Annotated in this window: 22 protein-coding genes; 13 read left to right on the top strand and 9 right to left on the bottom strand. The window is 47.9% G+C overall.

The features are described from left to right. The first annotated feature begins 195 nt into the window (after positions 1 to 195). Positions 196 to 1,608, top strand: a complete 1,413-nt coding sequence (locus ACR6Z4_RS22155) for a bluetail domain-containing putative surface protein (protein ID WP_479719497.1) — start codon at positions 196 to 198, stop codon at positions 1,606 to 1,608. Positions 1,609 to 1,685: 77 nt separating this feature from the next. Here ACR6Z4_RS22155 and ACR6Z4_RS22150 read toward each other — a convergent pair whose 3' ends face one another. Next, positions 1,686 to 2,012: a hypothetical protein gene (locus ACR6Z4_RS22150; protein ID WP_479719545.1), complete on the bottom strand. Its 327-nt coding sequence runs from the start codon at positions 2,010 to 2,012 to the stop codon at positions 1,686 to 1,688. A 337-nt stretch (positions 2,013 to 2,349) separates the two neighbouring features. Then, positions 2,350 to 3,309: an orange carotenoid-binding protein gene (locus ACR6Z4_RS22145; RefSeq protein WP_479719496.1), complete on the bottom strand. Its 960-nt coding sequence runs from the start codon at positions 3,307 to 3,309 to the stop codon at positions 2,350 to 2,352. 613 nt (positions 3,310 to 3,922) lie between these two features. Between ACR6Z4_RS22145 and ACR6Z4_RS22140 the strand changes: the two genes are divergently transcribed. Beyond that, the gene (locus ACR6Z4_RS22140; RefSeq protein ID WP_479719495.1) at positions 3,923 to 4,393 is read left to right on the top strand and encodes a response regulator; all 471 of its coding nucleotides are present in this window, start codon (positions 3,923 to 3,925) and stop codon (positions 4,391 to 4,393) included. 174 nt (positions 4,394 to 4,567) lie between these two features. On the opposite strand, the gene ACR6Z4_RS22135 is transcribed toward ACR6Z4_RS22140, so the two are convergent. Continuing rightward, positions 4,568 to 4,984, bottom strand: coding sequence for a metal-sensing transcriptional repressor (locus tag ACR6Z4_RS22135; protein ID WP_479719494.1), 417 nt, complete (start codon positions 4,982 to 4,984; stop codon positions 4,568 to 4,570). Positions 4,985 to 5,660: 676 nt separating this feature from the next. Between ACR6Z4_RS22135 and ACR6Z4_RS22130 the strand changes: the two genes are divergently transcribed. Together ACR6Z4_RS22130 and ACR6Z4_RS22125 are read left to right on the top strand one after the other, a co-directional pair. Continuing rightward, positions 5,661 to 6,821, top strand: coding sequence for an HhoA/HhoB/HtrA family serine endopeptidase (locus ACR6Z4_RS22130; protein ID WP_479719493.1), 1,161 nt, complete (start codon positions 5,661 to 5,663; stop codon positions 6,819 to 6,821). A gap of 346 nt (positions 6,822 to 7,167) precedes the next feature. Next, the gene (locus ACR6Z4_RS22125) at positions 7,168 to 8,460 is read left to right on the top strand and encodes an ABC transporter substrate-binding protein (protein WP_479719492.1); all 1,293 of its coding nucleotides are present in this window, start codon (positions 7,168 to 7,170) and stop codon (positions 8,458 to 8,460) included. Between the two features lie 318 nt (positions 8,461 to 8,778). Here the strand turns inward: ACR6Z4_RS22125 and ACR6Z4_RS22120 are convergent, their stop codons facing one another. After that, positions 8,779 to 9,183 (bottom strand): DUF4359 domain-containing protein, encoded by a 405-nt coding sequence (locus ACR6Z4_RS22120; RefSeq protein WP_479719491.1) that lies wholly within the window; start codon positions 9,181 to 9,183, stop codon positions 8,779 to 8,781. Between the two features lie 358 nt (positions 9,184 to 9,541). Between ACR6Z4_RS22120 and ACR6Z4_RS22115 the strand changes: the two genes are divergently transcribed. Next, positions 9,542 to 10,222 carry an urease accessory protein UreF gene (locus ACR6Z4_RS22115; RefSeq protein ID WP_479719490.1) on the top strand — a complete coding sequence of 227 codons (681 nt, stop codon included), beginning with the start codon at positions 9,542 to 9,544 and terminating at the stop codon, positions 10,220 to 10,222. A 7-nt stretch (positions 10,223 to 10,229) separates the two neighbouring features. On the opposite strand, the gene ACR6Z4_RS22110 is transcribed toward ACR6Z4_RS22115, so the two are convergent. Then, on the bottom strand, positions 10,230 to 10,394 hold the full coding sequence (locus ACR6Z4_RS22110; RefSeq protein WP_479719489.1) for a hypothetical protein: 165 nt from the start codon (positions 10,392 to 10,394) through the stop codon (positions 10,230 to 10,232). 481 nt (positions 10,395 to 10,875) lie between these two features. Between ACR6Z4_RS22110 and ureG the strand changes: the two genes are divergently transcribed. From ureG to ACR6Z4_RS22075, 7 genes are all read left to right on the top strand, one after another. Continuing rightward, positions 10,876 to 11,535, top strand: a complete 660-nt coding sequence (gene ureG / locus ACR6Z4_RS22105; RefSeq protein WP_479719488.1) for an urease accessory protein UreG — start codon at positions 10,876 to 10,878, stop codon at positions 11,533 to 11,535. Positions 11,536 to 11,775: 240 nt separating this feature from the next. Next, the gene (gene urtA, locus ACR6Z4_RS22100) at positions 11,776 to 13,113 is read left to right on the top strand and encodes an urea ABC transporter substrate-binding protein (RefSeq protein WP_479719487.1); all 1,338 of its coding nucleotides are present in this window, start codon (positions 11,776 to 11,778) and stop codon (positions 13,111 to 13,113) included. Between the two features lie 179 nt (positions 13,114 to 13,292). Further along, on the top strand, positions 13,293 to 14,453 hold the full coding sequence (gene urtB, locus ACR6Z4_RS22095; RefSeq protein ID WP_479719486.1) for an urea ABC transporter permease subunit UrtB: 1,161 nt from the start codon (positions 13,293 to 13,295) through the stop codon (positions 14,451 to 14,453). Between the two features lie 9 nt (positions 14,454 to 14,462). Further along, positions 14,463 to 15,638 (top strand): urea ABC transporter permease subunit UrtC, encoded by a 1,176-nt coding sequence (gene urtC, locus ACR6Z4_RS22090; protein ID WP_479719485.1) that lies wholly within the window; start codon positions 14,463 to 14,465, stop codon positions 15,636 to 15,638. Next, the gene (gene urtD, locus ACR6Z4_RS22085; protein ID WP_479719484.1) at positions 15,613 to 16,419 is read left to right on the top strand and encodes an urea ABC transporter ATP-binding protein UrtD; all 807 of its coding nucleotides are present in this window, start codon (positions 15,613 to 15,615) and stop codon (positions 16,417 to 16,419) included. The genes urtC and urtD overlap by 26 nt, the downstream gene beginning before the upstream one ends. A gap of 65 nt (positions 16,420 to 16,484) precedes the next feature. Then, positions 16,485 to 17,186, top strand: a complete 702-nt coding sequence (gene urtE / locus ACR6Z4_RS22080) for an urea ABC transporter ATP-binding subunit UrtE (RefSeq protein ID WP_479719544.1) — start codon at positions 16,485 to 16,487, stop codon at positions 17,184 to 17,186. Positions 17,187 to 17,489: 303 nt separating this feature from the next. Next, positions 17,490 to 18,266, top strand: a complete 777-nt coding sequence (locus tag ACR6Z4_RS22075; RefSeq protein ID WP_479719483.1) for a DUF5131 family protein — start codon at positions 17,490 to 17,492, stop codon at positions 18,264 to 18,266. On the opposite strand, the gene ACR6Z4_RS22070 is transcribed toward ACR6Z4_RS22075, so the two are convergent. Continuing rightward, a complete protein-coding gene (locus ACR6Z4_RS22070) occupies positions 18,256 to 19,389 on the bottom strand; it encodes a three-Cys-motif partner protein TcmP (protein WP_479719482.1) in 1,134 nt (377 codons plus the stop codon). The genes ACR6Z4_RS22075 and ACR6Z4_RS22070 overlap by 11 nt on opposite strands. A 310-nt stretch (positions 19,390 to 19,699) precedes the next feature. Between ACR6Z4_RS22070 and ACR6Z4_RS22065 the strand changes: the two genes are divergently transcribed. Beyond that, on the top strand, positions 19,700 to 19,921 hold the full coding sequence (locus ACR6Z4_RS22065; RefSeq protein ID WP_479719481.1) for a type II toxin-antitoxin system HicB family antitoxin: 222 nt from the start codon (positions 19,700 to 19,702) through the stop codon (positions 19,919 to 19,921). Positions 19,922 to 19,930: 9 nt separating this feature from the next. Here the strand turns inward: ACR6Z4_RS22065 and ACR6Z4_RS22060 are convergent, their stop codons facing one another. The 3 genes from ACR6Z4_RS22060 to ACR6Z4_RS22050 all read right to left on the bottom strand — a co-directional run. Then, the gene (locus ACR6Z4_RS22060) at positions 19,931 to 20,488 is read right to left on the bottom strand and encodes a DUF3592 domain-containing protein (RefSeq protein ID WP_479719480.1); all 558 of its coding nucleotides are present in this window, start codon (positions 20,486 to 20,488) and stop codon (positions 19,931 to 19,933) included. Between the two features lie 15 nt (positions 20,489 to 20,503). Then, a complete protein-coding gene (locus tag ACR6Z4_RS22055) occupies positions 20,504 to 22,051 on the bottom strand; it encodes a SagB/ThcOx family dehydrogenase (RefSeq protein WP_479719543.1) in 1,548 nt (515 codons plus the stop codon). A gap of 70 nt (positions 22,052 to 22,121) precedes the next feature. Beyond that, positions 22,122 to 22,860, bottom strand: a 739-nt coding sequence (locus tag ACR6Z4_RS22050; protein ID WP_479719479.1) for an SGNH/GDSL hydrolase family protein, incomplete at its 5' end; no start/stop codon positions are given.

Below are 22,860 nucleotides of genomic sequence, written 5' to 3'. Positions count from 1 at the left end.
TTAAGCGTACTAGCCAGCGGAATGAATAGAAGTTCATTCACCTTAGAAGTGCAGCGTCGCCGCGCTCTTGAAACAAACGTCTGGGATTTACTAAATGTGTAACCCCAAAGAATTGTTGCTTCCACACTATTTCTAGACCATAGGTTGCTCTTACCCCTAATTTATTTGTTGTTATAAAATCACACAGCGCTAACCATGACCACTTTGCGATTGACCAATGCCATCGAAAACCAGGCAACCTTCGTTCTCTACACCAAACCCATCTCTTCAAGCAATGGGCTCTCCATCTCGTTTGATTTGTTTTCCTATGGCGGCAGTGGTGGAGATGGTATTAGCTTTTTCTTTGTCGATGGTTCTAAATCACCCACGACCGCAGGCGGGTTTGGCGGTTCTCTAGGCTACGCCCCGATTTCAACTGACGAAGCTGAAAGACCCGGTCTGGTGGGCGGTTACCTAGGAATTGGGTTTGATGAGTTTGGTAATTTTTCTAACCCCATTGAAGGTCGGATCGGAGGACCAGGAGAATCACCAGATTCAGTTACGGTGCGAGGCAGCGAAAGTAGCCAGTACAAGTTTTTAGCAAGCACCAAGCTGCTCGGTGGCATTGATGTGCCCGGTTCAACAGCAACCGCAGAAGATGCCCGAAAACGGGCACAGATCCAGCTGAGTCAGGCAGGCGTATTGACAGTTCGCATTGACCTGAACAATGATAGCGATTTTAATGATGCCAACGAAGTCCCGATTAGCGCTCTGGATGTCATTGCCCAGGGGAATGGGGCATTGCCCACAACCTTTAAATTTGGCTTTGCTGCCTCAACTGGAGACTTCACCAACATCCATGAAGTCGGCGACTTTGATGTGCGAACCTACAATGGCGTTCCGATTGCAGGCGTGTTTACGGATGATTTGCTGTTAGTTGGCAGCATTGGTAATGATGATTTATCCGGTGGTACAGGAGATGATTCTCTCTCAGGTGGCGATGGTAATGATGATCTCGGGGGCGGCAGCGGCGACGACTCGCTTTCCGGTGGAGATGGGGATGACATCCTGACGGGAGGCGGGGGCGATGATGTTCTCACGGGGGGCGGGGGCGATGATAGCCTCAACGGTGGGGCAGGCAATGACTACTTATACAGTGGGTTGGGCACCGATCGCCTTAGAGGTGGCACCGGAAAAGATTACTTTGTTTACCAGGGTGGCACCCAACGAAAAGCATTGCGCCTTTCAACCTTTAAAGGAGGACGCGATCGCATTTTGGACTTCAACCAGAAGCAAGGCGATCGCATTGTCCTTGACTTTGATAAAGATTTGGATACGCGCAACCGTCCCAAGCGCTTTTATAACGCCGGACGACAAAAAGTTAAAGGGTTATTGCGAGCAGCCAAAGCAGCCTATGCTGACAAAAATTTCCGTCAATCAGGGGATCAAGCACTGCGCGCCAATGAAGCTGTCGTTTTCAAACTCGGTAGTCGCACTTACCTATCGGTCAATGATAATCAGGCAGGCTTTTCCAGCACCAACGATCTTCTGGTTGATGTCACAGGGTTAAAGTATGGAGCAGGTGATGCCATCAAAGGCTCATTAAGAGTAACGAAGTACTTCTTTTAACCGATGAATCAGCAATGAAATGGGGTGTGGGTGTCACGCGGAGCGTGGCACCCACACCCCATTTCATAGACCCAACCTCACATGCGGGTCAGGGCTACAATCTTGGCACGTTTATCTGGATCCAGGCTTTCCAATTCTGTTAAGTGCAGCCAGCCATCTTTGACCAGTTGAGCAAACACAAACAATAACACCGAATAGCGATAGTCGTATTTCCCATCAATCTCATGTCTCCGGGCACTTAAGAAATCATGAATCTGCCATAGATCATCCACGTGGGCGATCGCATTGGCTTTTACCCGAATATCTTCAATGAGTGCAGCAATTTCACGTTGATAGGCGTTATCAAACGCTTCTCGAGCAACTTTTTTTTCTAAAGGGGACCAGTCATCCCTAGCGTCTTGCATCATTTATGCCTATATGCCTAAAAATTATTTCGTCTAAAGTGCCTTAACGAAAAGCATCATTTATGTCAATTCCAATCATTCTCATGAAAAATGAGCCTGAATACTAAAAATGAGCCTGAATACTAAAGACCACGGGCTGAATACGCCCAAAGATTTACTTTTGGAAGCGCGGCGACGCCGCGCTTCCAAAAATAAATTTTCGGGTGCATTAAATCCACAATCCTAAGTGAGATTTGAGCACGTAGTGTTACACAGGAATATGGGGATAACGCTCCCACACGAGAGCATTATCCCCTCAACCCCTACAAAACTTTTACCGGGTTTACCCAGTCCAGTTTTATCGAGCCAGGTTCAACAACTCTTTGGGCGACGCTAACAAATCAATTGCCACAAAGAAAATCTTGTTTTCTGGGTTGAGCAAAAAGCGCCAAGCCATGTTCATCCCTACATTGGCACCAAACCAAGGCGTTTGCACTTTACCTGTTACCTTGATTTGGGTGTAACCATCATCCGTTGACTCTGTGATACCTCGTTCTGGAATCAGCTTTAGATTCTGACAATCTTCTCTAAGAAAGCGGAAAACAGCATCTTTGCCCACAATCGGTCTTTGAAACGGGGGTTGCAATGCACCATCGGGCGCAAATAACTGGATCAGCGCATCAAAGTCATTGGCATTCAAATTATCCATGTAGCTCAACACCGTTGGGTTGGTAACTCCCTCAATGCTGACCTGCGTCCGTTGGGAAAGATCTTTAGGCGGTACAACAGGTTCTGCAACTCGGTTGGAACTGCCCAGTTTGCTGGAGTCATATCCCATATCAACGACAGAGTTACGTAAAACGGTGATTTGTTGCCCCGGATCAAGGGTTCGAATGGCTTGCAACACAGCCGCCGCATTGGCAGACAACTTATAACCGTCGGGAATGGGTGCAACCAGACCCTGATCCATCCACTGACCAAGCTGATACCAGAAGCCCAGCTTAATATTGGCACTCCAGCTGGCATAGGTACGGCAAATGGGTGTATCTGCCCGATTTGCCAAATCACACATGGCTTGTGATTGCTCAAGCGGTGACATTTGCCGAATTTGATTTAAGACTCCTTCTGCAAGCACCATGTTTGCAGCTCCAGGAGCGGCAATCGTAATTGTCGTCCCCATTTCTAGATAGGCAAACCAGATCAGCGCTAGCTGGTCTTCAACATTGAGTTGAGCAAACCGAGCGATTGTAGCGGGAACTGCATCAGCCGATAACGTATTAGGGAAAATGCTTCTCGCCGAATCAATTGTAAATGCCATAGTACAGATTTACCTTATCGAGTTTGTAACTGGGAAAAACAGGCTAGAACCGCCGCGAGCCATCTATTAATCAGTGCTGCGACGAACTAAAAACTGCATTTTCAGCAAAAAGCTCAATCCTGCATTCTGCTATAGCAGCCGAAGGGCTGATTAGGACAGGAGTGCGGGGGCGGTGCCCCCGGACAGGGGTTCCACCCCTGCATCCCGTCTTAATGAACCATTCAATTGCTATGGAGAGGCAGGCGGCTTTAAGACTAGAGACTCTTTGTAAAGCAAAAATTAAGGCTTCATGAATGAAATTAAGCTTTGAACCACCCCATTCGTTGAGATTCAAAGCATCGCTCTAGATGACATACTATCAAAGCCTTACACTGCATTGATTATGTCGTGAGTCTTGAAATCTAAAATTTGCTTTACAAATTAGACTCTCTCAGAAATTGTTTACAGTTCTTAACTTACCACACAAAATACGCTATCCCGAAAAAATCGAAAAAATATTCAAAATTAGCGATTTTGAGAAACCGAAAACAGAAATTGTCAAGTTATTGTAACTATTTACAACATATCGTAATATTATTGAAACTATATTCAATATTCGATAACAAAAGTAGCAATGAAATCTCTTGATCCGGTGTTGATCGCAGAAGATAGTGACGAGGATTTTGAAGTTCTGCACCTGATGATGCAACAGTTAAAAGTTCAAAATCCGATTTATCGCTGTACCAATGGAGATGCGCTTTTAGATTTTCTTTACAAAGAAGGAGACTACCAAAACCCTAGCCTTGCGCCGCGTCCTTCTGTTATCTTGTTGGACTTGAATCTACCGGGTACCGATGGGCGAGAAGTGTTGCAACAGCTGAAACAAAATCAGGACTTAAAAGAAATTCCAGTTGTGGTGTTCACCACGTCTGACAACCCGAAAGACGTTCAGTTTTGCTATCAGAACGGAGTCAATGGCTATTTGGTTAAACCTTTAGATTCTGATGCTTTAGAGCAAACCGTTTATGCGTTTGTCAATTACTGGCTATCGACGAATGTTGTTCCTCACATCGAAGCTGATGCCAATAGATCTCTTGCAGATTAGTTTGGGCGGGGGCTTCGCCCCCGCCCAAACTAATTTCAAAATCTTAATTTGCAAGAGGTCTGATCATTAAGGAGCATGGATTTCAGCAAACCATGTGAGAACCGCACCCCGTCGGAGTGCGGTTCTCATAATCCCTTTGAGGTCGCTATATCCCTCCAGACATCTGGGGGCGAATTAGGGCAAAAACCGATCTAGCGCAGCTTTTAATTCATCGAGTTCGTGTTCGATATTGCCTTCTTTCGCAGCACGCGCCACACATTCACTCAAGTGCTCATCTAAAATAATCCGTGCCACTCGATCTAGCGCGCCCCGGACAGCCGCAACCTGAACCAACACATCAGGACAGGCTCGACTTTCCTGTACCATAACTTTGATGCCGCGAATATGCCCTTCGATGCGGGATAGGCGATTGACAATTTGCTTTAGCGATTCTTCGCTGTGGATATGGTGATGAGTTGAAGAGCGATCGCCATCATGGGGTTCGCTATGGCTTTGGTGACCACCACTCAGAGAGTCATGGGAATGATCCGTCGTATCGGCATTATCCTGAAGGGAATGGTTGGCTGATTGAGATAGTTTGGAAACGGTCATGCGGATACTCTCTCAAAATTGGCTGCGCCTTACAAATTTGGCTGCTGCATTGCAGTCGCATTTTAACGTAAGCGACCTTACTATTCAGCCTCACTATAGCAATTCTCAATGGCGTCAAGTCCAAGCTGTTGAGAGAGTCGCGTTTCACCCAGCTCTCTCACAACACGCATAATCTATAGCGATCCTGAGTTAGTTGTGAAAGCGCCCGCCCTTCGGGCGGGCGCTTTCACAACCGATCATTTTCACAAATCAAATAGGATTGCTATATTCAGTCGTGAAGCGTTATGGCAACTGAAGGGTTCATTAAGACGGGATGCACCCTGTCCGGGGGAACTGCCCCCTGTCCTCACCAGTGCTTTGCCAAGTATTTTCTGACGGGTGATGTGCCGCGCTTCGCGCGGCACATCACCCGTTTTAACCGTCAATTTTTCAGAGACAGACCACTAGCCCTTCGTCTGCTATATACATTGTTGTGGTTTATCAGCAGACTTTGAGGGATACCACAGAGGTGATCTATCGTCGTTACAATCAGATCAATGTCTTATAGCCTTGCGCCACTCAGGATTACTAATTAAATAAAACCCTGAGTGCGTCGTGCTATCCCTTCTGAATCAGGAGGGTTGGACTGTACAGTGACATGTACCCTTTCGTAATTTCTTTGCTGACTATGCAACGAATGATGACCCGTATTTTTGCGATTTTGCTGGGCGCAGTTCTGGCATTCAGTCTGTTGCCAGTTGCACCCAGTCGAGCAGACCGTGACTTATCTGCTTCAGACCCGTTGATTGCTCAGGCTCCAGCAACCACCAGCAGCACCCGTAGTTTTGTCGCAGCAGCGGTCGAGCAAGTGGGACCGGCGGTGGTGCGGATCGACACCGAACGAACGATCACTCGGACGGTGCCTGACCCATTTGCCAACGATCCGTTTTTCCGGAATTTCTTCGGCCCCGATACGTTTGCCCCAGGCCCCCATGAAGAACGTCTACAAGGGCAGGGTTCAGGGTTTATTTTTAGCGCGGATGGGTTGATTTTGACCAATGCCCATGTTGTCGATCAAGCTGATCGAGTCACAGTTCGGATGAAGGACGGGCGTACCTTTGAGGGAGAAGTCAGAGGGACGGACGAGGTGACCGATCTAGCCGTAGTCAAGATCAATGGCACGGGTTTACCGATTGCATCTTTAGGCAATTCCGATCAAATCCAGGTAGGAGATTGGGCGATCGCCGTTGGTAATCCTCTGGGGCTGGATAACACCGTCACTCTGGGAATTGTCAGCACGCTCAATCGCTCTAGTGTGGCTGTGGGCATTCCAGATAAGCGCCTCGACTTCATTCAAACGGATGCAGCTATTAACCCTGGTAACTCGGGCGGTCCCTTGTTAAATGCCGATGGTGAGGTGATTGGCATTAACACGGCTATCCGAGCCAATGCCATGGGTATTGGATTTGCTATTCCTATTAATGTTGCTAAAGATATTGCTACGCGACTGGCACGCGGCGAACGCATCGCCCATCCTTATTTGGGAGTGCAGATTGCCAGCTTAACGCCAGAGATAGCTAAGCAAAATAATGATGATCCCAACTCAACGGTGATGCTGCCAGAAATCACTGGAGTGGTTGTCATGGGTGTAGTCCCTAATTCTCCAGCGGCACAGGCAGGTATTCGTCGGGGAGATGTGATTACTGAGATTGAGGGTCAGGCAATTACAACAGCCGAACAACTCCAAGGGACGGTCGAACGCAGCCGTTTGGGGCAAAACTTACGGGTGACGGTAAGACGGGGCGATCGCACCCAACAACTTTCCGTCAGAACTGCTGAACTGCAACCCAATTCTTAGGATCACGAATTATAACGATCCTAAATTCGGTGTGAAAGCGCCCGCCCGAAGGGTGGGCGCTTTCACACCGAATCATTTTCACAGATCAAATAGGATTGCTATATCACGCTGTGCAGGTTGATTCAGTTCGGTGTTGTGGGGCGGTGCCCCACGCAGGGGTTTTACCCCTGCATCCCGTCCTTAACCTAAGTGCATAGCACTTACACTTCTATATCGATGAAAGAAGAGGAACGCGGCACGTTCCTCTCCTTCGATGTTTTCATTCAGCAGGTGGCGTAACCAGGTATGATTTTGGGCGCGGGTATTCGCATCCACGCACACCCTCAAACCGAGCAAAGGAGTCGTCATGGGAAAGATGAAAACTTGGGCAAAATTTGCCTTATTCGCCCTGTTGGGGCTGATCTTGACCTGGATGGTCAGTTGCACCCCTGATACGTCGGATTCAGACACCGCTTCATCCAGCACCACAGAAGTTGAATTTTGGACGATGCAGCTTCAGCCCCAGTTCACCGACTACTTCAACGACCTGATTGCTAAATTTGAGAGTGCCAATCCCGGCGTTACCGTGCGATGGGTCGATGTGCCCTGGGCAGATATGCAAAGCAAAATTCTTACGGCAGTATCTGCGAAGACGGCTCCCGATGTCGTCAACCTCAACCCTGACTTTGCCGCTCAACTTGCCGGACGCAATGCCTGGTTAGATTTAGATGATCAAATTGCTGCCGATGTGCGCGACCAATACTTACCCAAAATTTGGCAGGCAGGAATGCTGGATGGCAAAAGTTTTGGCATTCCCTGGTATCTAACAACCAGCATCGCAATTTATAACACCGACTTGTTGAAGCAAGCGGGAATCAGTCAGCCGCCGACAACCTATGCAGACCTGGCGAACGTTGCCAAACAAGTGAAAGATGCGACGGGTAAGTATGGCTTTTTTGCCACGTTTGTTCCCCAAGATTCGGCAGAAGTATTGCAATCATTGGTGCAAATGGGCGTGACGTTATTGGATGCAGACGGTAATGCCGCGTTCAACACACCCGAAGGCAAAACCGCTTTTCAGTATTGGACGGATTTGTATCAACAAAATCTTTTGCCCAAAGAGGTATTAACCCAGGGTCATCGCCGTGCCATTGAGCTATATCAGGCAGGGGAAACGGCGCTATTGTCTTCGGGTCCTCAGTTCCTGAAAGCTATTGAAACCAATGCCCCGGCGATCGCTCAGGTGTCTACAACCGCCCCTCAAATTACAGGGACAACCGGGAAAAAGAGTGTTGCCGTGATGAATCTGGTGATTCCGCGAGATACCGACCAACCCGAAGCCGCTGTCAAATTTGCCCTATATGTCACCAATAACGACAACCAACTGGCGTTTGCCAAAGCGGCGAATGTATTGCCCTCCACGACAGCGGCATTGCAAGACCCTTTCTTTACGACGGTGGCTGACAACGCGACGGCGCTCGATAAAGCCCGTACCATCAGTGCCAGTCAGATGCAGGAAGCAGAAATGTTATTACCACCGATCGAAGACATCAAAGATCTACAAAAGATTATTTATGACAACCTGCAAGCGGCTATGCTGGGCGAATCAACGGTGGATGAAGCGATCGCCAATGCAGCGAGTGAATGGGATGAACGATAACCAGCAGTAACGTTACAGGCTCGAAATCAGAATGGTGATGTGGGGAAACGCGGCGCGTTTCCTCACATCACCGTTTTTCTACTTAACGAACCTGCGCATTGCTATATAGCGCTGTGCAGGTTGGTTCAGTACGATGTTGTGGGGCGCGGAGCGCCCCACAACATCGATTCCGTACTTAATTACCTGCATACTGCTATAGCAGCCGAGAGGCTGGTTGAACGGGGTGCAGGGGTTCCACCCCTGGCTGGGGGTGCAGCCCCCACACCTCCACTATCCTAACTATCTACTCAATTACTATCTATTGCAGCAGGAGCCTGGTTATTGCTTTTGAATTCTGTAGATTTGGAATTTGCCAAATAGACCAACCGACTCAAAGTGATACGCAGGCACCGAATTACTCAGAACTGGCGGAATAAACTCATCGGCGGATAAGTCGGTTTTGTAGATGCTCAAAATGTAGTAATTTTCCCGTTCAGTATTGGTTGAAATTAACTCCGTTAACTTCTCTCGATTGTCCTGTAGCACGGATGTGCATTGCTCGCGTAAAACATTTCCCAGCACATTAGGCGCTTTAGCACAGACGCTGTCATTGAGATATTCGGTTAATTTCTCGGTTGCAAATTCATCATAGGCATCTTGACCAGGGTTGGTAACTGCCATGGCTACACCCACCCCCGCGATCGCCGCGATCAGCAAAAACAAAAAGATTTGAAAACCTTTCATACGTTCACTTGGCACATACTTGACACAGACTTATCTGCCTAGACTAGGCGGTTTTAGGGTGGCATGGCAACTATCGCAATTCTCAAGGGCATGACGTTCAAGCAGTGGCGTGAGAGCTGCGCGGAGCATGGCTCTCACGCGACCCGTAACCTATCCCGGCAACGCAGCGTTATATAGTTCTACGCCATCTAGTTAGCACATCAGAGGGGTGGGGGCGGTGCCCCCACGCAGGGGTTTCACCCCTGCACCCCGTCCTGACCCTAAATCAGTTGTGGAAGCGCCCGCAGGGCGGGCGCTTCCACAACTGATTTAGGATCGCGATATGGGATGATTGACCTTGCTGGACTATGCTAACCCCATGCCATACCCTTCATCTACGCTGCTATATTTGCTGCAACTGGCAAGCTCAGCCCTTCCGGTTGGCGCTTTTAGCTACTCCGAAGGCTTAGAAACGCTGGTACAAGCCGAGCGAATAACTACGATGACAGCGCTGCAACACTGGCTGCTACAAGAGTTGCAGTATGGAGCCGTGCGGCTTGAAACGTCAGCCCTGATTCGTGCTTACCGATGCGCTCAAGCCAATGATTTACAGGGACTCCAGACCTGGAATGATTGGCTTTCTGCCTTTCGAGATGCGGAAGAATTGCGATCGCAAAGTTGGCAAATGGGGCGATCGCTGGTGCGGCTGATGCTGGCACTAGAGCCATCCTTAGAAACTCAGCTACAATCTTGCGGGGATCAATGTAATTTTGCGATCGCCTTTGCGATTTCCGCAGCTCACTGGCAGATTGAAGTAGACGCCGCCGTTCTAGGATACTTGCACAGTTGGGCGACCAATTTAGTCAATGCTGGCATCAAACTGATTCCTCTCGGTCAAACCCAGGGACAGCAATTACTGATGAGTCTCTATCCGAGCATGGAACGCGTGCTTGCCGATCTAATTCATCTGTCTGATGGTGATCTGTATGCCTGTGGTTGGGGCTTGGCGATCGCCAGCATGAACCACGAAGCCCTTTATTCACGGCTGTTTCGGAGTTAATACGGACTTACGGCATCCAGGGCATAACATCATACTCGATCTCAGGCGAGTGAGTCTGTTTCGCTTTTTGATCTGCCTTCGCATGTTTTCCTGTATTTTTTTTCGCTTTTTTCTTACGAGAGTTAGCTACTTCGTAGGTTTCGGCACTGTAGAGAGACGCTAAAGTTTCCATAGTTTTAAGAAGAAGTAAATATGCATTTCAACTAACCGTATTCAACCGTAGATTCACGGCACCGGGACGATTTGATCCGACAGTTTTGCGATCGTCCTGTGTTGATAGAGCAATTGAGTAGATGGTTAGGACGGTGGGGGGGTGGGGGCTGTGCCCCCAGACAGGGGTTCCACCCCTGCACCCCGTTCAACCAACCTCTCGGCTGCTATAGTCCGAAAATCTCATAATTTCGCGGGCAGAGCATCATCTGAGGGAGACAGATCAGAAATTGGCGAAGCAATCAGAAGAGATAGAGCGCTATGCCCTCAGAAGCAGAATGGTGATGAGTGGAACAGCAGCATGCCGCTGTTCCACTCATCACCTGTTTTGATTCCATGGCGTCAGGCTAGGGAGCGTAAAAACCAAGACGATTGACAGCTACCCCAACTTCCCTGGACACTCAAAGCTTAAAACCTACACCTCAAACCCAAACCTCTTCCCCATGCATACCTTTCGAGTCGGAATTGCAGGTCCCGTTGGCTCAGGCAAAACTGCCCTGGTCGATTCTCTATGTAAAGCCATGCGCGATCGCTACAACATCGCCGTTGTTACGAACGATATTTACACCCAAGAAGATGCCCAGTTTTTAGTCCGCAGTCAGGCATTAGACAGCGATCGCATTATTGGTGTGGAAACAGGCGGGTGTCCCCATACAGCTATTCGCGAAGATGCCTCGATCAATCTAGTGGCGATCGAACAATTAGAACGCAAATTTCAAACGTTGGATCTGGTGTTTGTGGAAAGCGGTGGCGACAACCTGGCATCAACCTTCAGTCCCGAACTCGTCGATCTAACCCTTTATGTAATCGATGTTGCCGCAGGCGATAAAATTCCCCGAAAAGGCGGTCCTGGGATCACCAAATCTGATTTGCTGGTGATTAATAAAATCGACCTGGCTCCCTTAGTCGGCGCAGATCTAACTGTTATGGAGCAAGATACAAAGCGCATGCGAGGCTCCAGACCGTTCGTGTTCACCAATCTCAAAACTCAAGTCGGGTTAAACGTCGTGGTCGATTTTATCCGACTGCATATGGGGCAACTTCCTACTGTTGGAAATACTGTTGATGAAAATACTGTTGAAACGATCGGTAAAGAAAGTTAACTTCTTCCGTGAAAAAGTATACTTCCAGGCTGTCCTGTATGCAGAGCAATGCTTCTGAAAAATTTATCAAAACTTAAGAGGTCTGTTTTTGTATTCTAGAATACAATCTGCCGACGGTTACAGCCCTAGTATCTGTGCTGATTAATAGTTATTTCAACACCCTAAGTTGTTGTTTGGGTCATCTCCCTTAGGAGAGGGATTCTTCGGGCTTCCCGGTTTAGTTGAGGAGTATTGACGTTCATGGCAAGTTTATTCGGTCGTCGTAAATTTTTAGTTTATGGTTCCGCTGCATTAGGAACCAGCATGTTATTGAAAGCCTGTGCGAGTGGAGGCGAATCGACAGATGCAGAGTCTCCCGCAGCAGAATCGCCTGCGGCAGGGTCTCCCGCAGCAGAGGGGGGTGGCTCCATTAAAGTTGGGGTTCTGCACTCACTCAGTGGCACGATGGCAATCAGTGAAAAGAGCGTCGTTGACTCTACATTGCTGGCCATCAAGCAAATTAATGAAGCAGGTGGTGTACTCGGCAAGCAAATTGAGTATGTGTTAGAAGATGGCGCGTCTGATTGGCCGACGTTTGCTGAAAAGGCAACCAAGCTCATCGATGAAGACCAGGTTGTTGTGATCTTTGGTTGTTGGACTTCGGCTAGCCGCAAAGCAGTGCTGCCTGTGTTTGAATCCAAAAACCATATGCTCTACTACCCCGTGCAGTATGAAGGACAAGAATGTTCTAAAAACGTCTTCTACACCGGGGCTGCTCCCAACCAGCAGATCGAACCGTCCGTAGACTGGTTGCTAGAAAATAAAGGCAAAGATTTCTATCTCGTCGGCTCTGACTACGTCTTCCCTCGTACCGCAAACACGATTATCAAAGCGCAGCTGGAAGCAAAAGGCGCTAAGACGTTAGGCGAAGATTATCTACCACTCGGCAACGTGGAAGTTGCACCGATTATCGCCAAGATCCGGTCAGCACTGCCCAATGGTGGCGTTATTTACAACACCCTCAACGGCGACAGCAACGTTGCTTTCTTCAAGCAAATGCAGGGTGCAGGTCTGACTCCCGATAAGTATCCTGTGATGTCGGTGAGTATCGCTGAGGAAGAAGTTCAGGCGATCGGTAAGGAATATCTGTTGGGTCACTATGCCGCATGGAACTACTTCATGACAGTAGAGACCCCCGAAAACACAGCCTATGTCGAAGCCTTCAAGAAGGAATACGGTGAAGACCGTGTGACCAACGACCCCATGGAAGCGGGTTACATTTCAGTCAATATCTGGAAGCAAGCCGTTGAGAAAGCGGGTGCTGAAGGAACTCCAACGGACTTGGAAGCTGTCCGTGCAGCTGCCTATGGTCAAGAAATGGCAGCGCCTGAAGGTCCTGTGAAGATGAATGCCAACCACCACTTGTCTAAGACGGTGCGGATTGGTGAAGTGCGAGATGATGGTCTGTTTGAGATCGTCTATGCCACACCAGCACCCGTCGATCCAGTTCCCTGGAACCAGTATGTGGCGGATACCAAAGGCTTTAGCTGCGACTGGTCGAAGACGGATGTAGAAAATCCTGGCAAGTTCCAGTTGTAGACGATCCGTACTAAAGACCGTAAGGGCGTACCTTAACTGACGATCACGAATTCAATAAAACCTGGAGTTTTGTCTAGAGAAGTACAACAGGGTTGTGCTTCTCCAGCACGAAACTCTGGTTTTATTCAATCCACGATCTTTATGCCCTTACGGTTTATTTTTTTAGGGGGGTAAGGCGCTTGTTTAGTGTTCTAGACGGGGTATTTAGTGGTCTAAGCATCGGGTCGATCCTGCTGCTATCGGCGCTAGGGCTGGCTATCGTATTCGGGCTGATGGGCGTAATCAACATGGCTCATGGCGAGCTAATGATGTTGGGGGCATACACGACCTGTGTGGTTCAGCGAGGGTTTAAGCTTTTCGGGGATGACAGTCCCCTATTTGATTTCTATATTTTCTTTGCGCTAATTGCCGCTTTTATTGTGGCAGCCTTAGCAGGGTTGTTGCTGGAACGAAGTGTGATCCGGTTTCTCTACGGCCGACCATTAGAAACACTGTTGGCAACGTGGGGCGTGAGTTTGATCTTGCAGCAGTTTGTTCGGAGTGTGAACTGGGTCTTAGTAATTGGGCTGGTTCTGTTCTGCGTGCTATTTTTTGGTGGCATGTGGGTGTTAAAGCGGCGGGCTGATTTTCAACGGATACAGAAGTGGGCGATCGCACTGTTACTACCCCTCTCCACCGGCATTTCCTTTGCCATTTGTGCAGTCTTAGGTCAAACCTATAAACTTGCCGTTACTCAACCCTGGTTTGGCGCGCAAAACCAGGATGTGACCGCACCCAAATGGCTCAGAGGTGGGATTCCCATTGGCGACTACCAGCTTTCTAGCACGCGTATCTTCATCATGGTGTTGACGGTATTCTGCGTGCTGGGAGTGTACTTATTTTTACAGCGATCGCCCTGGGGATTACGCATTCGTGCCGTCACCCAAAACCGAAATATGAGCGCATGTTTGGGCATCCCGACGAAGAAAGTAGATGCGCTGACATTTGCGTTGGGTTCTGGGTTAGCAGGCATTGCCGGATGTGCCGTGAGTTTGCTGGGATCGGTTGGTCCTAATACCGGGCAAAACTATATTGTCAACACCTTTATGGTGGTTGTCGTGGGTGGGGTCGGCAAATTGGTCGGCAGTATTGTCGGCGCACTGGCAATTGGCATCACTGAATACATTATTGGTACCGGAACCCTGTCATTTTTGACTAAGTTCCAACCGTTGGTAGACTTTTTTACCTTCTTTGCAACAACCAGTATGGCAAAGGTAATGGTCTTTGCTCTGATTGTGACCTTCCTGCAATTCCGCCCTGCCGGACTGTTTCCGCAGAAGGGCCGTACCGTTGACGCTTAGGGAAATGACATGACCATACAAGCAACGGCTGACAGCCGCAGAATTGACGGGTCGAGCTATCGCCACCTGTTGATCGAAGCTGCACTCGTATTTGCGATCGCCCTAATATTAATTTTTATCGTTCCATTACTACTTTCAGGGTTTCGCCTTAACTTGATGGGTCGCTTCCTGGCGTTGGCGATCGCCGCTTTAGGAATTGACCTGATCTGGGGATTTACTGGGCTACTCAGTTTAGGGCATGGGGTTTTCTTTGCACTGGGTGGTTACGCTCTGGCAATGCACATGAAGCTGCAAATTCCTGCCAGTTCTAGTATCGAGCTACCTGAATTCATGACCCTCTATGGCGTCACCGAATTACCCTGGTTTTGGCAACCATTCCATTCCTTTTCGTTTTCGGCTCTCGCGGTCATGGTTGTGCCAGCGATCGTTGCCGGAGTGTTGGGTTACCTGGTGTTTCGCAACCGGATTCGTGGGGTTTACTTCTCCATCCTGACCCAGGCAACGACAATCATTTTCTTCAACTTTTTCAACGGTCAACAAAAGCTGATTAACGGCACCAACGGTCTGACGGACTTCAACACGTTGCTGGGGGCAAAAGTCAGCGATAGTAGCACCCAGCGGATCGTTTATGCCTTAACGATTATCTTGTTGGCATTTGCCTATGCTCTCTGCCGCTGGCTCACCAGCGGACGGTTTGGGCGTTTGCTCGTTGCCATCCGCGATGACGAAAGCCGAGTCCGGTTTTCTGGCTACGATCCAACCGGCTATAAAGTGCTGGTGTTTGCCATTTCGGGCGCTCTAGCCGGCATTGCCGGAGCCATGTTTACGCTGCAAACGGGCATCATTTCGCCGAAAGCCATGGATATTGCCTTTTCGATTGAGATGGTGATTTGGGTGGCAGTGGGCGGTCGGGCGACCCTCGTGGGTGCCATTTTAGGGACGTTGCTAGTCAACTTTGGCAAGAGTTTATTGAGTGAACAGTTTCCCGAAGTCTGGTTATTTTTCCAGGGGGGTCTGTTTTTGATCATTGTGCTGGCACTCCCCAGCGGTTTGGTCGGCTTTTTCCGCGATCGCGGTTTGGATAAAGTCCTTGCTTTCTTTGGAATTTTCAAACCCGTGCCCACTTACCCCAGCTTAGAAGAAGATCCAGAGGTTCAGTATGAACGCAAAAATCTTAGAGATTGAAAATCTGACCGTCAGTTTTGACGGATTCAAAGCACTGAACCAGCTCAACTTCAGCATGGAGGTGGGCGAACTGCGCGTCATCATTGGTCCCAACGGAGCCGGAAAAACAACGTTTTTAGACGTGATCACGGGCAAGGTTAAGCCCACGATCGGGCAGGTGTTGTTTAAAGGTCGTAACTTACGCGCCTTTACCGAACATCAAATTGCCCGGATGGGAATTGGGCGCAAATTCCAGACGCCCAGAGTTTATTTGAACTTAACTCCCCGTGAGAATTTAGAACTCTCTTGCAATCGCAATAAAAACGTTCTGGCAACGTTATTTAGACGAACGCCTACTCCTGAACGACGAACCGTATCTGGGTTGCTGGAAACCATTGGCTTGAGCCATAAAGCCGATATTCAAGCCGCTTTGCTCTCCCACGGCGAAAAGCAATGGCTGGAAATTGGCATGTTAGTTGCCCAGTCGCCTGATTTGTTATTGGTCGATGAACCCGTGGCTGGACTCACCGATGAAGAAACGGCTAAAACTGGAGATTTATTGCTGTCCCTTGCCGAAAGTCATTCCATCGTCGTGATTGAGCATGATATGGAGTTTGTCCGCCAGTTGGGGCACAAAGTCACCGTTTTACACGAAGGATCGGTGCTGTGTGAAGGCAGCATTGACGAAGTGCAAACTAACCCTCGGGTGATTGAAGTCTATTTGGGACAAGAGATCCACACAGACAAACCTGTGAGTCTCGATCGCACTGAAGATTTGTTAGAAGTTGTTTCGGAAGGGTGAGCCGTAAAGCCATGACATCAACTAACTCTGCGGTGGCAGAAAAAACAGCTCCTACGCCCGAATTCATGCTGCAAATCAAAGGCTTGAACGTGTATTACGGCGAGAGCCACATTCTCAGAGAAGTCGATTTAAGCGTCCCCAAAGGGCAAATGGTCTGTCTTATCGGGCGTAACGGGGTGGGTAAAACGACGTTGCTGAAGACGGTGATGGGCTTGCTCAAACCGCGCAGTGGCTCCATCGTATTTGGTGGACAATCGATTACACAAAGAACGCCCGATCAACGTGCCCGGATGGGTATTGGCTATGTACCTCAGGGACGCGAAGTCATTCCCCGTCTGACCGTCAAAGAAAATCTGCTTCTGGGGCTGGAAGCCCTGGAACATAAGCCCAAGGGAGTGGCAACGATTCCCGATGAAATTTTTGAGCTATTCCCCGTTCTCAAAACTATGCTCTGGCGCATGGGCGGTGATCTCAGCGGTGGACAACAACAACAACTGGCGATCGCCCGAGCTTTGATGGGTCAACCCAAGCTCCTCGTCCTCGACGAACCCACCGAAGGCATCCAACCCTCGATCATCCTCGACATCGAATCTGCCGTCCGTCGCATTGTCGCCACCACAGGCATTTCAGTCTTACTGGTTGAGCAACACTTACACTTTGTGCGCCAAGCCGATCGCTACTACGCCATGCAAAAAGGCGGCATCGTTGCCTCAGGTCCCACTAGCGAACTCAGCAACGAGGTTATTCAGCGCTTCCTAGCTGTGTGACTTCGCTATCCCTCTACATCTGATACTGAGCGGTGTTTGGAAATTGTTTATGAGGTGATCACTAATTAGTTTTCATAAGCGTAGGTTGTGATTCACCTGATCTACTGAGTTATGCTTTCATAAACAGAACTACTTTTGTTGAAAGATTGTAATAGTTTATTTACACTACACTTCATTTGCCATTGTCTAATGTAAAAGAAGTGCAATAAGAGATTTGCTTGCCACAAAATGCTATAGTACAAATAAACTATTAAATTCCGGGCAGGTAGCATCTGCCATAGATGTAGCTTTCGGAGTTGAAATATGTCCAGCACGCATACTGGTATTGAGTGGACTGATAAGACTTGGAACCCGACAACTGGCTGTGACAAGGTTAGTCCAGGTTGTCTTCATTGTTATGCGGAAGCTCTTACACAGCGTTTTCCTAAGAACTTTCCTAATGGGTTTGCTTTGACTTTGCATCCGGAAAGATTGGAGGAACCGTTACGTTGGCGCACTCCCAGTCGAATTTTCGTTAACTCAATGAGTGATCTTTTTCATAAGGATGTTCCCCTGGACTTTATCAAACAAGTTTTCTCCGTCATTCATGCAACACCTTGGCATGTATACCAAATTCTGACAAAGCGGCATGAGCGTCTATATGATTTAGCTTCTAAGTTAGATTTTCCGCAGAATGTTTGGCTGGGTGTTTCGATTGAGAATCAGAATTACGTTGATCGTCTTGAATATCTTCGTAAGGTTCCTGTCTCGGTGCGCTTTATTTCGTGTGAACCACTTTTAGGATCACTAAAGCTAGATTTAACTGGTATTGATTGGGTTATTGTAGGCGGAGAATCTGGTCAAAAACATCGACCAATGCAACTTGAGTGGGCAGAGAACATCCGCGATCAGTGCCAAAGTGCAGGGGTGGCATTTTTCTTTAAGCAAGTTGGAGGTAGGACACCAAAAGCGGGAGGTAGATTACTTGATAATGAAATCTGGGATGAGATGCCTGATGCATGGAATCAGCATATTCAAAAATGGGAAAATGTTACAATTAAGTCGATAAAGCGTGCACGCAGATTAGAACTTATTGCTTAGCGGGAAATACTACCTTAACTGAATCTGCAAACGTGATTTCTCCCTTCATTTTTCGGCGTTTATTAGCAGGTGGATCTGCTGCAATCCTGCCTTGAGTTTCAAGATTACCAAGAGCATTTTTGTAGTTTTTGCTAATATACGGTTTTCCAACATGATGCTGGTCGTAAATCTCCCTCATGGTCATAGTTCTGCCTGAAAACGTATCAAGCAACATAGCCTCCAGTTCATCAAGAGGGCGAGTCAGCTCAAAGAGTAATGGTTGTCGAAGAGTTGCAGGATTGTACTCAAAAGATGGCACACCCTGTATCTGTTCAGAACTCTCTTTAGCCATTATTTCTTTCATAATTTCATAGCCTTTAACATGCTTGCTTACGAAGATGAGATGATGGCTAGTGCGATTTCCAATTTCATGTCTAAATCGGAACGGAAGAACGTACTGACCACCCATTTCTTTTAATGCTCCACAAATAGCTTCTACAACAGCTAACTCACGCTCTTGTGAACTAAGTGCTTTTAATTGTTCGCGGACTTGATCTGCCCTTATTTGTCCAAATAGCGCACTCATGTGTTCTTTAACAGCATCATTACTCAAGCCCATGTTGATGCGATTGTAATTGAAGAAAAAGATACAATCACAACCCCAATCTTTGACGACCGAATTGATAAGTTGAAGTGATAACCCTTTGTAACCCCAAGGGTCAACAAAAAACAAAGTGGGAACCAATCTACGCTCTTGGAAAGTTTTAACTACGTTATTTCCAACTTCATGGTTAAGTATTTGAGGACGGTATTTTAAATTCTCTATACCTGGAATTGAATCTATAGCTTGTTGAAGAGAATTAACGTTTTTTGCATCGGCATCATTAAAGATCGATACCAACATATTTCGCATATCTGGATCTGAGATTGCAGTTTCTAGAACCTTGACTGGAGTCGATTTTGAACCATCTTTATATCGTCCTGCACCAGCAAAGAGATCGATATACGCAATTTTCGGATTTGAAGCTGATTTTTTAACGGTTGGAATAACGACTTTTGCCCAAACCCAGAAATATTTCTCAACAATCTTAGCCTTTATCAAAGACTGCTCTTTTTGTTCATCAAAAAAGGAGTTTCCGGTCATAGACTGTATTAATAGTTACGGTAAGTGGAAGAGTTTTAGATTGAAAGCATTACCCTATATATTAATTATTAAATTTATTTTGTTCAGAGCATTGAATATAGAAAAACTGTGCCCAAGTTTACTCGCTGTACGGATTACCCGTATTACTGTTTTATATCGGGTCGATGAGTAGTGGCAGGAGCTACAAATTCGCTTGCGTGAGCGTCAAAAGATCTTGATGCACTATATTAAGTTGATCACAGTTGCTTATGCACACCGTAGACCATAAATTTTGTAGGAAAATTACCTCAATGGTCTTAAGTGGAATGCGATGAAAGATTATCACATCAACGTTTTCTACAGTGAAGAAGACGAAGGGTACATTGCAGACATTCCTGACTTAAAGTATTGTTCTGCGTTTGGCTCAACACCTGAAGAAGCCGTCCATGAGTTGGAGATTGCTAAATCAGCTTGGATTGAGGCAGCAAAAGTCACGGGTAAGCCTGTTCCTCCTCCCAAATATCGTCCTGTTATCTACCAGGTACTTTCCTGAAATTTACGCTTAGCTAAACCAGTTGTAACACCAAGCTGGTGAACCAGGACGAGGTTGAAGCGCATCTGGCGTAATGCCACAGGTTTCGAGTGAACTGGACAAGATCACCGAGCCTAAAAATAAACTGAACAGAAAAAATAAGCTACCTACCCCGACTAATGTCCAGATCAATGCCCGATCGCTTTCTCTCTCTAGAACGGCTTCTTGGGGCTGGGTGGGGTTATAGTACACCGTCACATAGGGACTGGAGCGATATTTTGTCAGTCTGTCTTGAGCAAATGCCTGCGAACTGATCCGCCAAGCGTTACCAAAATATAAGCGTTGCGAGACATAGGGTAGTCCCTGAACAAAATACTCGTAGCGGACAATCGTCTGATAGCGCTTGCGATTTTTTACCAATACCTCTTTAATACTAGCCTCCAGGATTTTTCCGGGGGTTGTTTGCCAGTGTTTGACCTGCTGCGATCGCCATAGCAGATAACCTGCCATGCCAATCAACGCTAACCCAACTCCGCCAACGAGCAGAAAAGGAGCCAGGGTTAAAATGACAAACTGTGTGAACACCATTTTTAGGAACGCCTGTTATCGGGGTCTGCCCAGAGTAGTGATGTATAGGACGGCTTCATCGGCAGGAATACCCAACACTTCATTGACTTCATCATCAAAAAAGCCACCAATGCCGCTAACCCCTAAGCCCAGATAGATGGCTGCCAGGTTAAGCCGTTGCCCCAAATGTCCGGCATCCATATGAAGATAGCGATACACGCGATCGCCATATTTTGCGATCGCTTGCTTTAAATCTGCCGTATGAAAGAGTACGGCACCCGCATCTCGACCTAAGTTTTGCCCCAAACAGAGGCGATGTAACTCTCGGCGGAAGTTTTTAAAGCGAATTTGACGCAATTCTTCGGCTTTAGGTGCGTAATAGTAACACCCTTCTTCTAGACCATCGACTCCAGAAATTGCAATAAAGGTTTGGATCAAATCCAGATCAAAGTAATCTGGCAGGCGATCGAGACTTTGATCGCTGTAGTGCTGCGGTTGATAGGTAAAATCTAACAATTGCTTGAGTTCGCCAAAAGTCAGAGGGCCGCCATTATATTCGCGGGTAGAGCGACGTTTGAGAATAGTATTTTCTAAACCTTCTAGACCGACACCCCAACTAAACGGAGCCGTGGTCGTGGGCACTTTCAGACAAAACGGAAAATTATATTTATCTTCGAGTGGATCGTCGTTAGGGACGAGAACTTTGGGATTAAGTTTGGCAGTTACGGGCGTATTCGTGGTCGGTAACGCCAATTGAGTTGCTCGATGCAGATAGTCCAACAAGTCCTCATCCGCAATTTTTGGATACTGGGTTTCCGTGACCGAGGGCAGAGCCGTAGTCGCCAGGGGTAAGTTTTCGTTGACAGCTAATAAGTCTGCCAGAGCAATAACGGCGATCGCTCCTTCTTTTTCGGCATCGAGATACAAGAGTTGATTGACGGCATCATCGGCAAATCCGCCAATTAAATGGGGGCGATAGTCGTTGATAGAGCTAGCCAACTCAAGATTGCCGAGCAAATGCCCCGTATCGAGAAAAATCCGGCGATAGGCACGGGCTTGATATCGCCATGCCGAGCGTGCAAAGACGGCAGTTGTCACCAATGCCAGTTGCACACTATCTAAACTGGGGTGCCAAAAGCTAGCCGCATGCAGTGCCGTCCAGACCTCGTTATCCCAAAATTGCAACAGCGAATGGCTCTGCGGTTCGTAGTGATAGAGTCCTGCCGGAAGAAAGGGAGTCCCCCGCGAAATTAAATAGATTTCTGCCGGATATAACCCGCCTGCTGAAGGAGCCGCCCGAAAATAAAACGGCTCGCCGTTCATCATCGTCACCTTGAGGGTCAACCCATAACTGCAAAACAGCAGCCGCGATAGCCGCTGCCAGGTGGAGCTATGTTCGTCGATGAAGTCGAGTTTATCGCTCAGATAGGGTTTGAGGTCATAGACCGTACCAATTTTGTAATCCTTAAAGGGAATCGGCTGATTGTTCCAGTCGGGTTGATAAGGATTTTGAGCAATGCTTTCAGGACTATATTTGGTCCGCTCGTGATAGTGCTGGGCGATGGAGATAGGCAAATCTGACATAGGAATAGTGAAGCAAAAATACAGAGCGACGACTGCGTCTCTCTCGATCTTGGCATTTCCTTTGGCAAATTTACGCACTTGCCAGCGATCGCATTGCCCAATCCCAAACGGCATAGCCTTGAGGATTAAGATGCAACCCATCCGTGGTCAACTCTTGCCGCAGATTTCCCTGACTATCGGCAAAGTAACCCATCAAATCTACATAGTTCACGCCCTCCTGTCGGGCAATGATGGCAATGCTCTGATTTAACAGGCTAATCCGTTGAACCGGGATTGTAGAAAGGCGGGTCGGCAAAATCGAATGGATAAAAATTCTGGCATTGGGATGTGCCTGACGTAAGTGCCGCATAATCTGGCGCAGGTTGTTTAAAACTTCGTCATCACTTGCTCCGGCGCGCAAATCATTGATCCCCGCCATCACATGAATCGTATCGGGACGAGTTTGGCTGAACAACGGCAGTCGGCGCAAAATGCCCGTGGTGGTATCTCCAGAAATGCCCTGGTTGAGCCAAAAGCGATCGCTTGGCAATTGTTCGACGGGAAACCATTGACTAATCGAATCGCCTACCAGCACGGTGAGATGGTTGGATCCCTGTCCTTGAGACATGGCATGGGCTTCTTGTGCCAACAGGCTCACCCAATCTTCATAGGTGGGCTGGCGAGAGGCATTGATCCAAACATCTCGAAAGCTATTTGCCGGTAAGCGAGTGTAAGTTCTACCGGCTTGAAGGGCTGAAAGCCGTTGTTGATATTGCTGGCTACCACTGGCAGGACGAGGCGTGATCAGGTGGGCAGGGGTGGGGGTGGGG

This window comes from Calyptranema fuscum S582, from assembly GCF_055793305.1.
The sequence above is the reverse complement of the archived record's forward strand: the minus strand, read 5'-3'. Positions and strand labels throughout refer to the sequence as shown.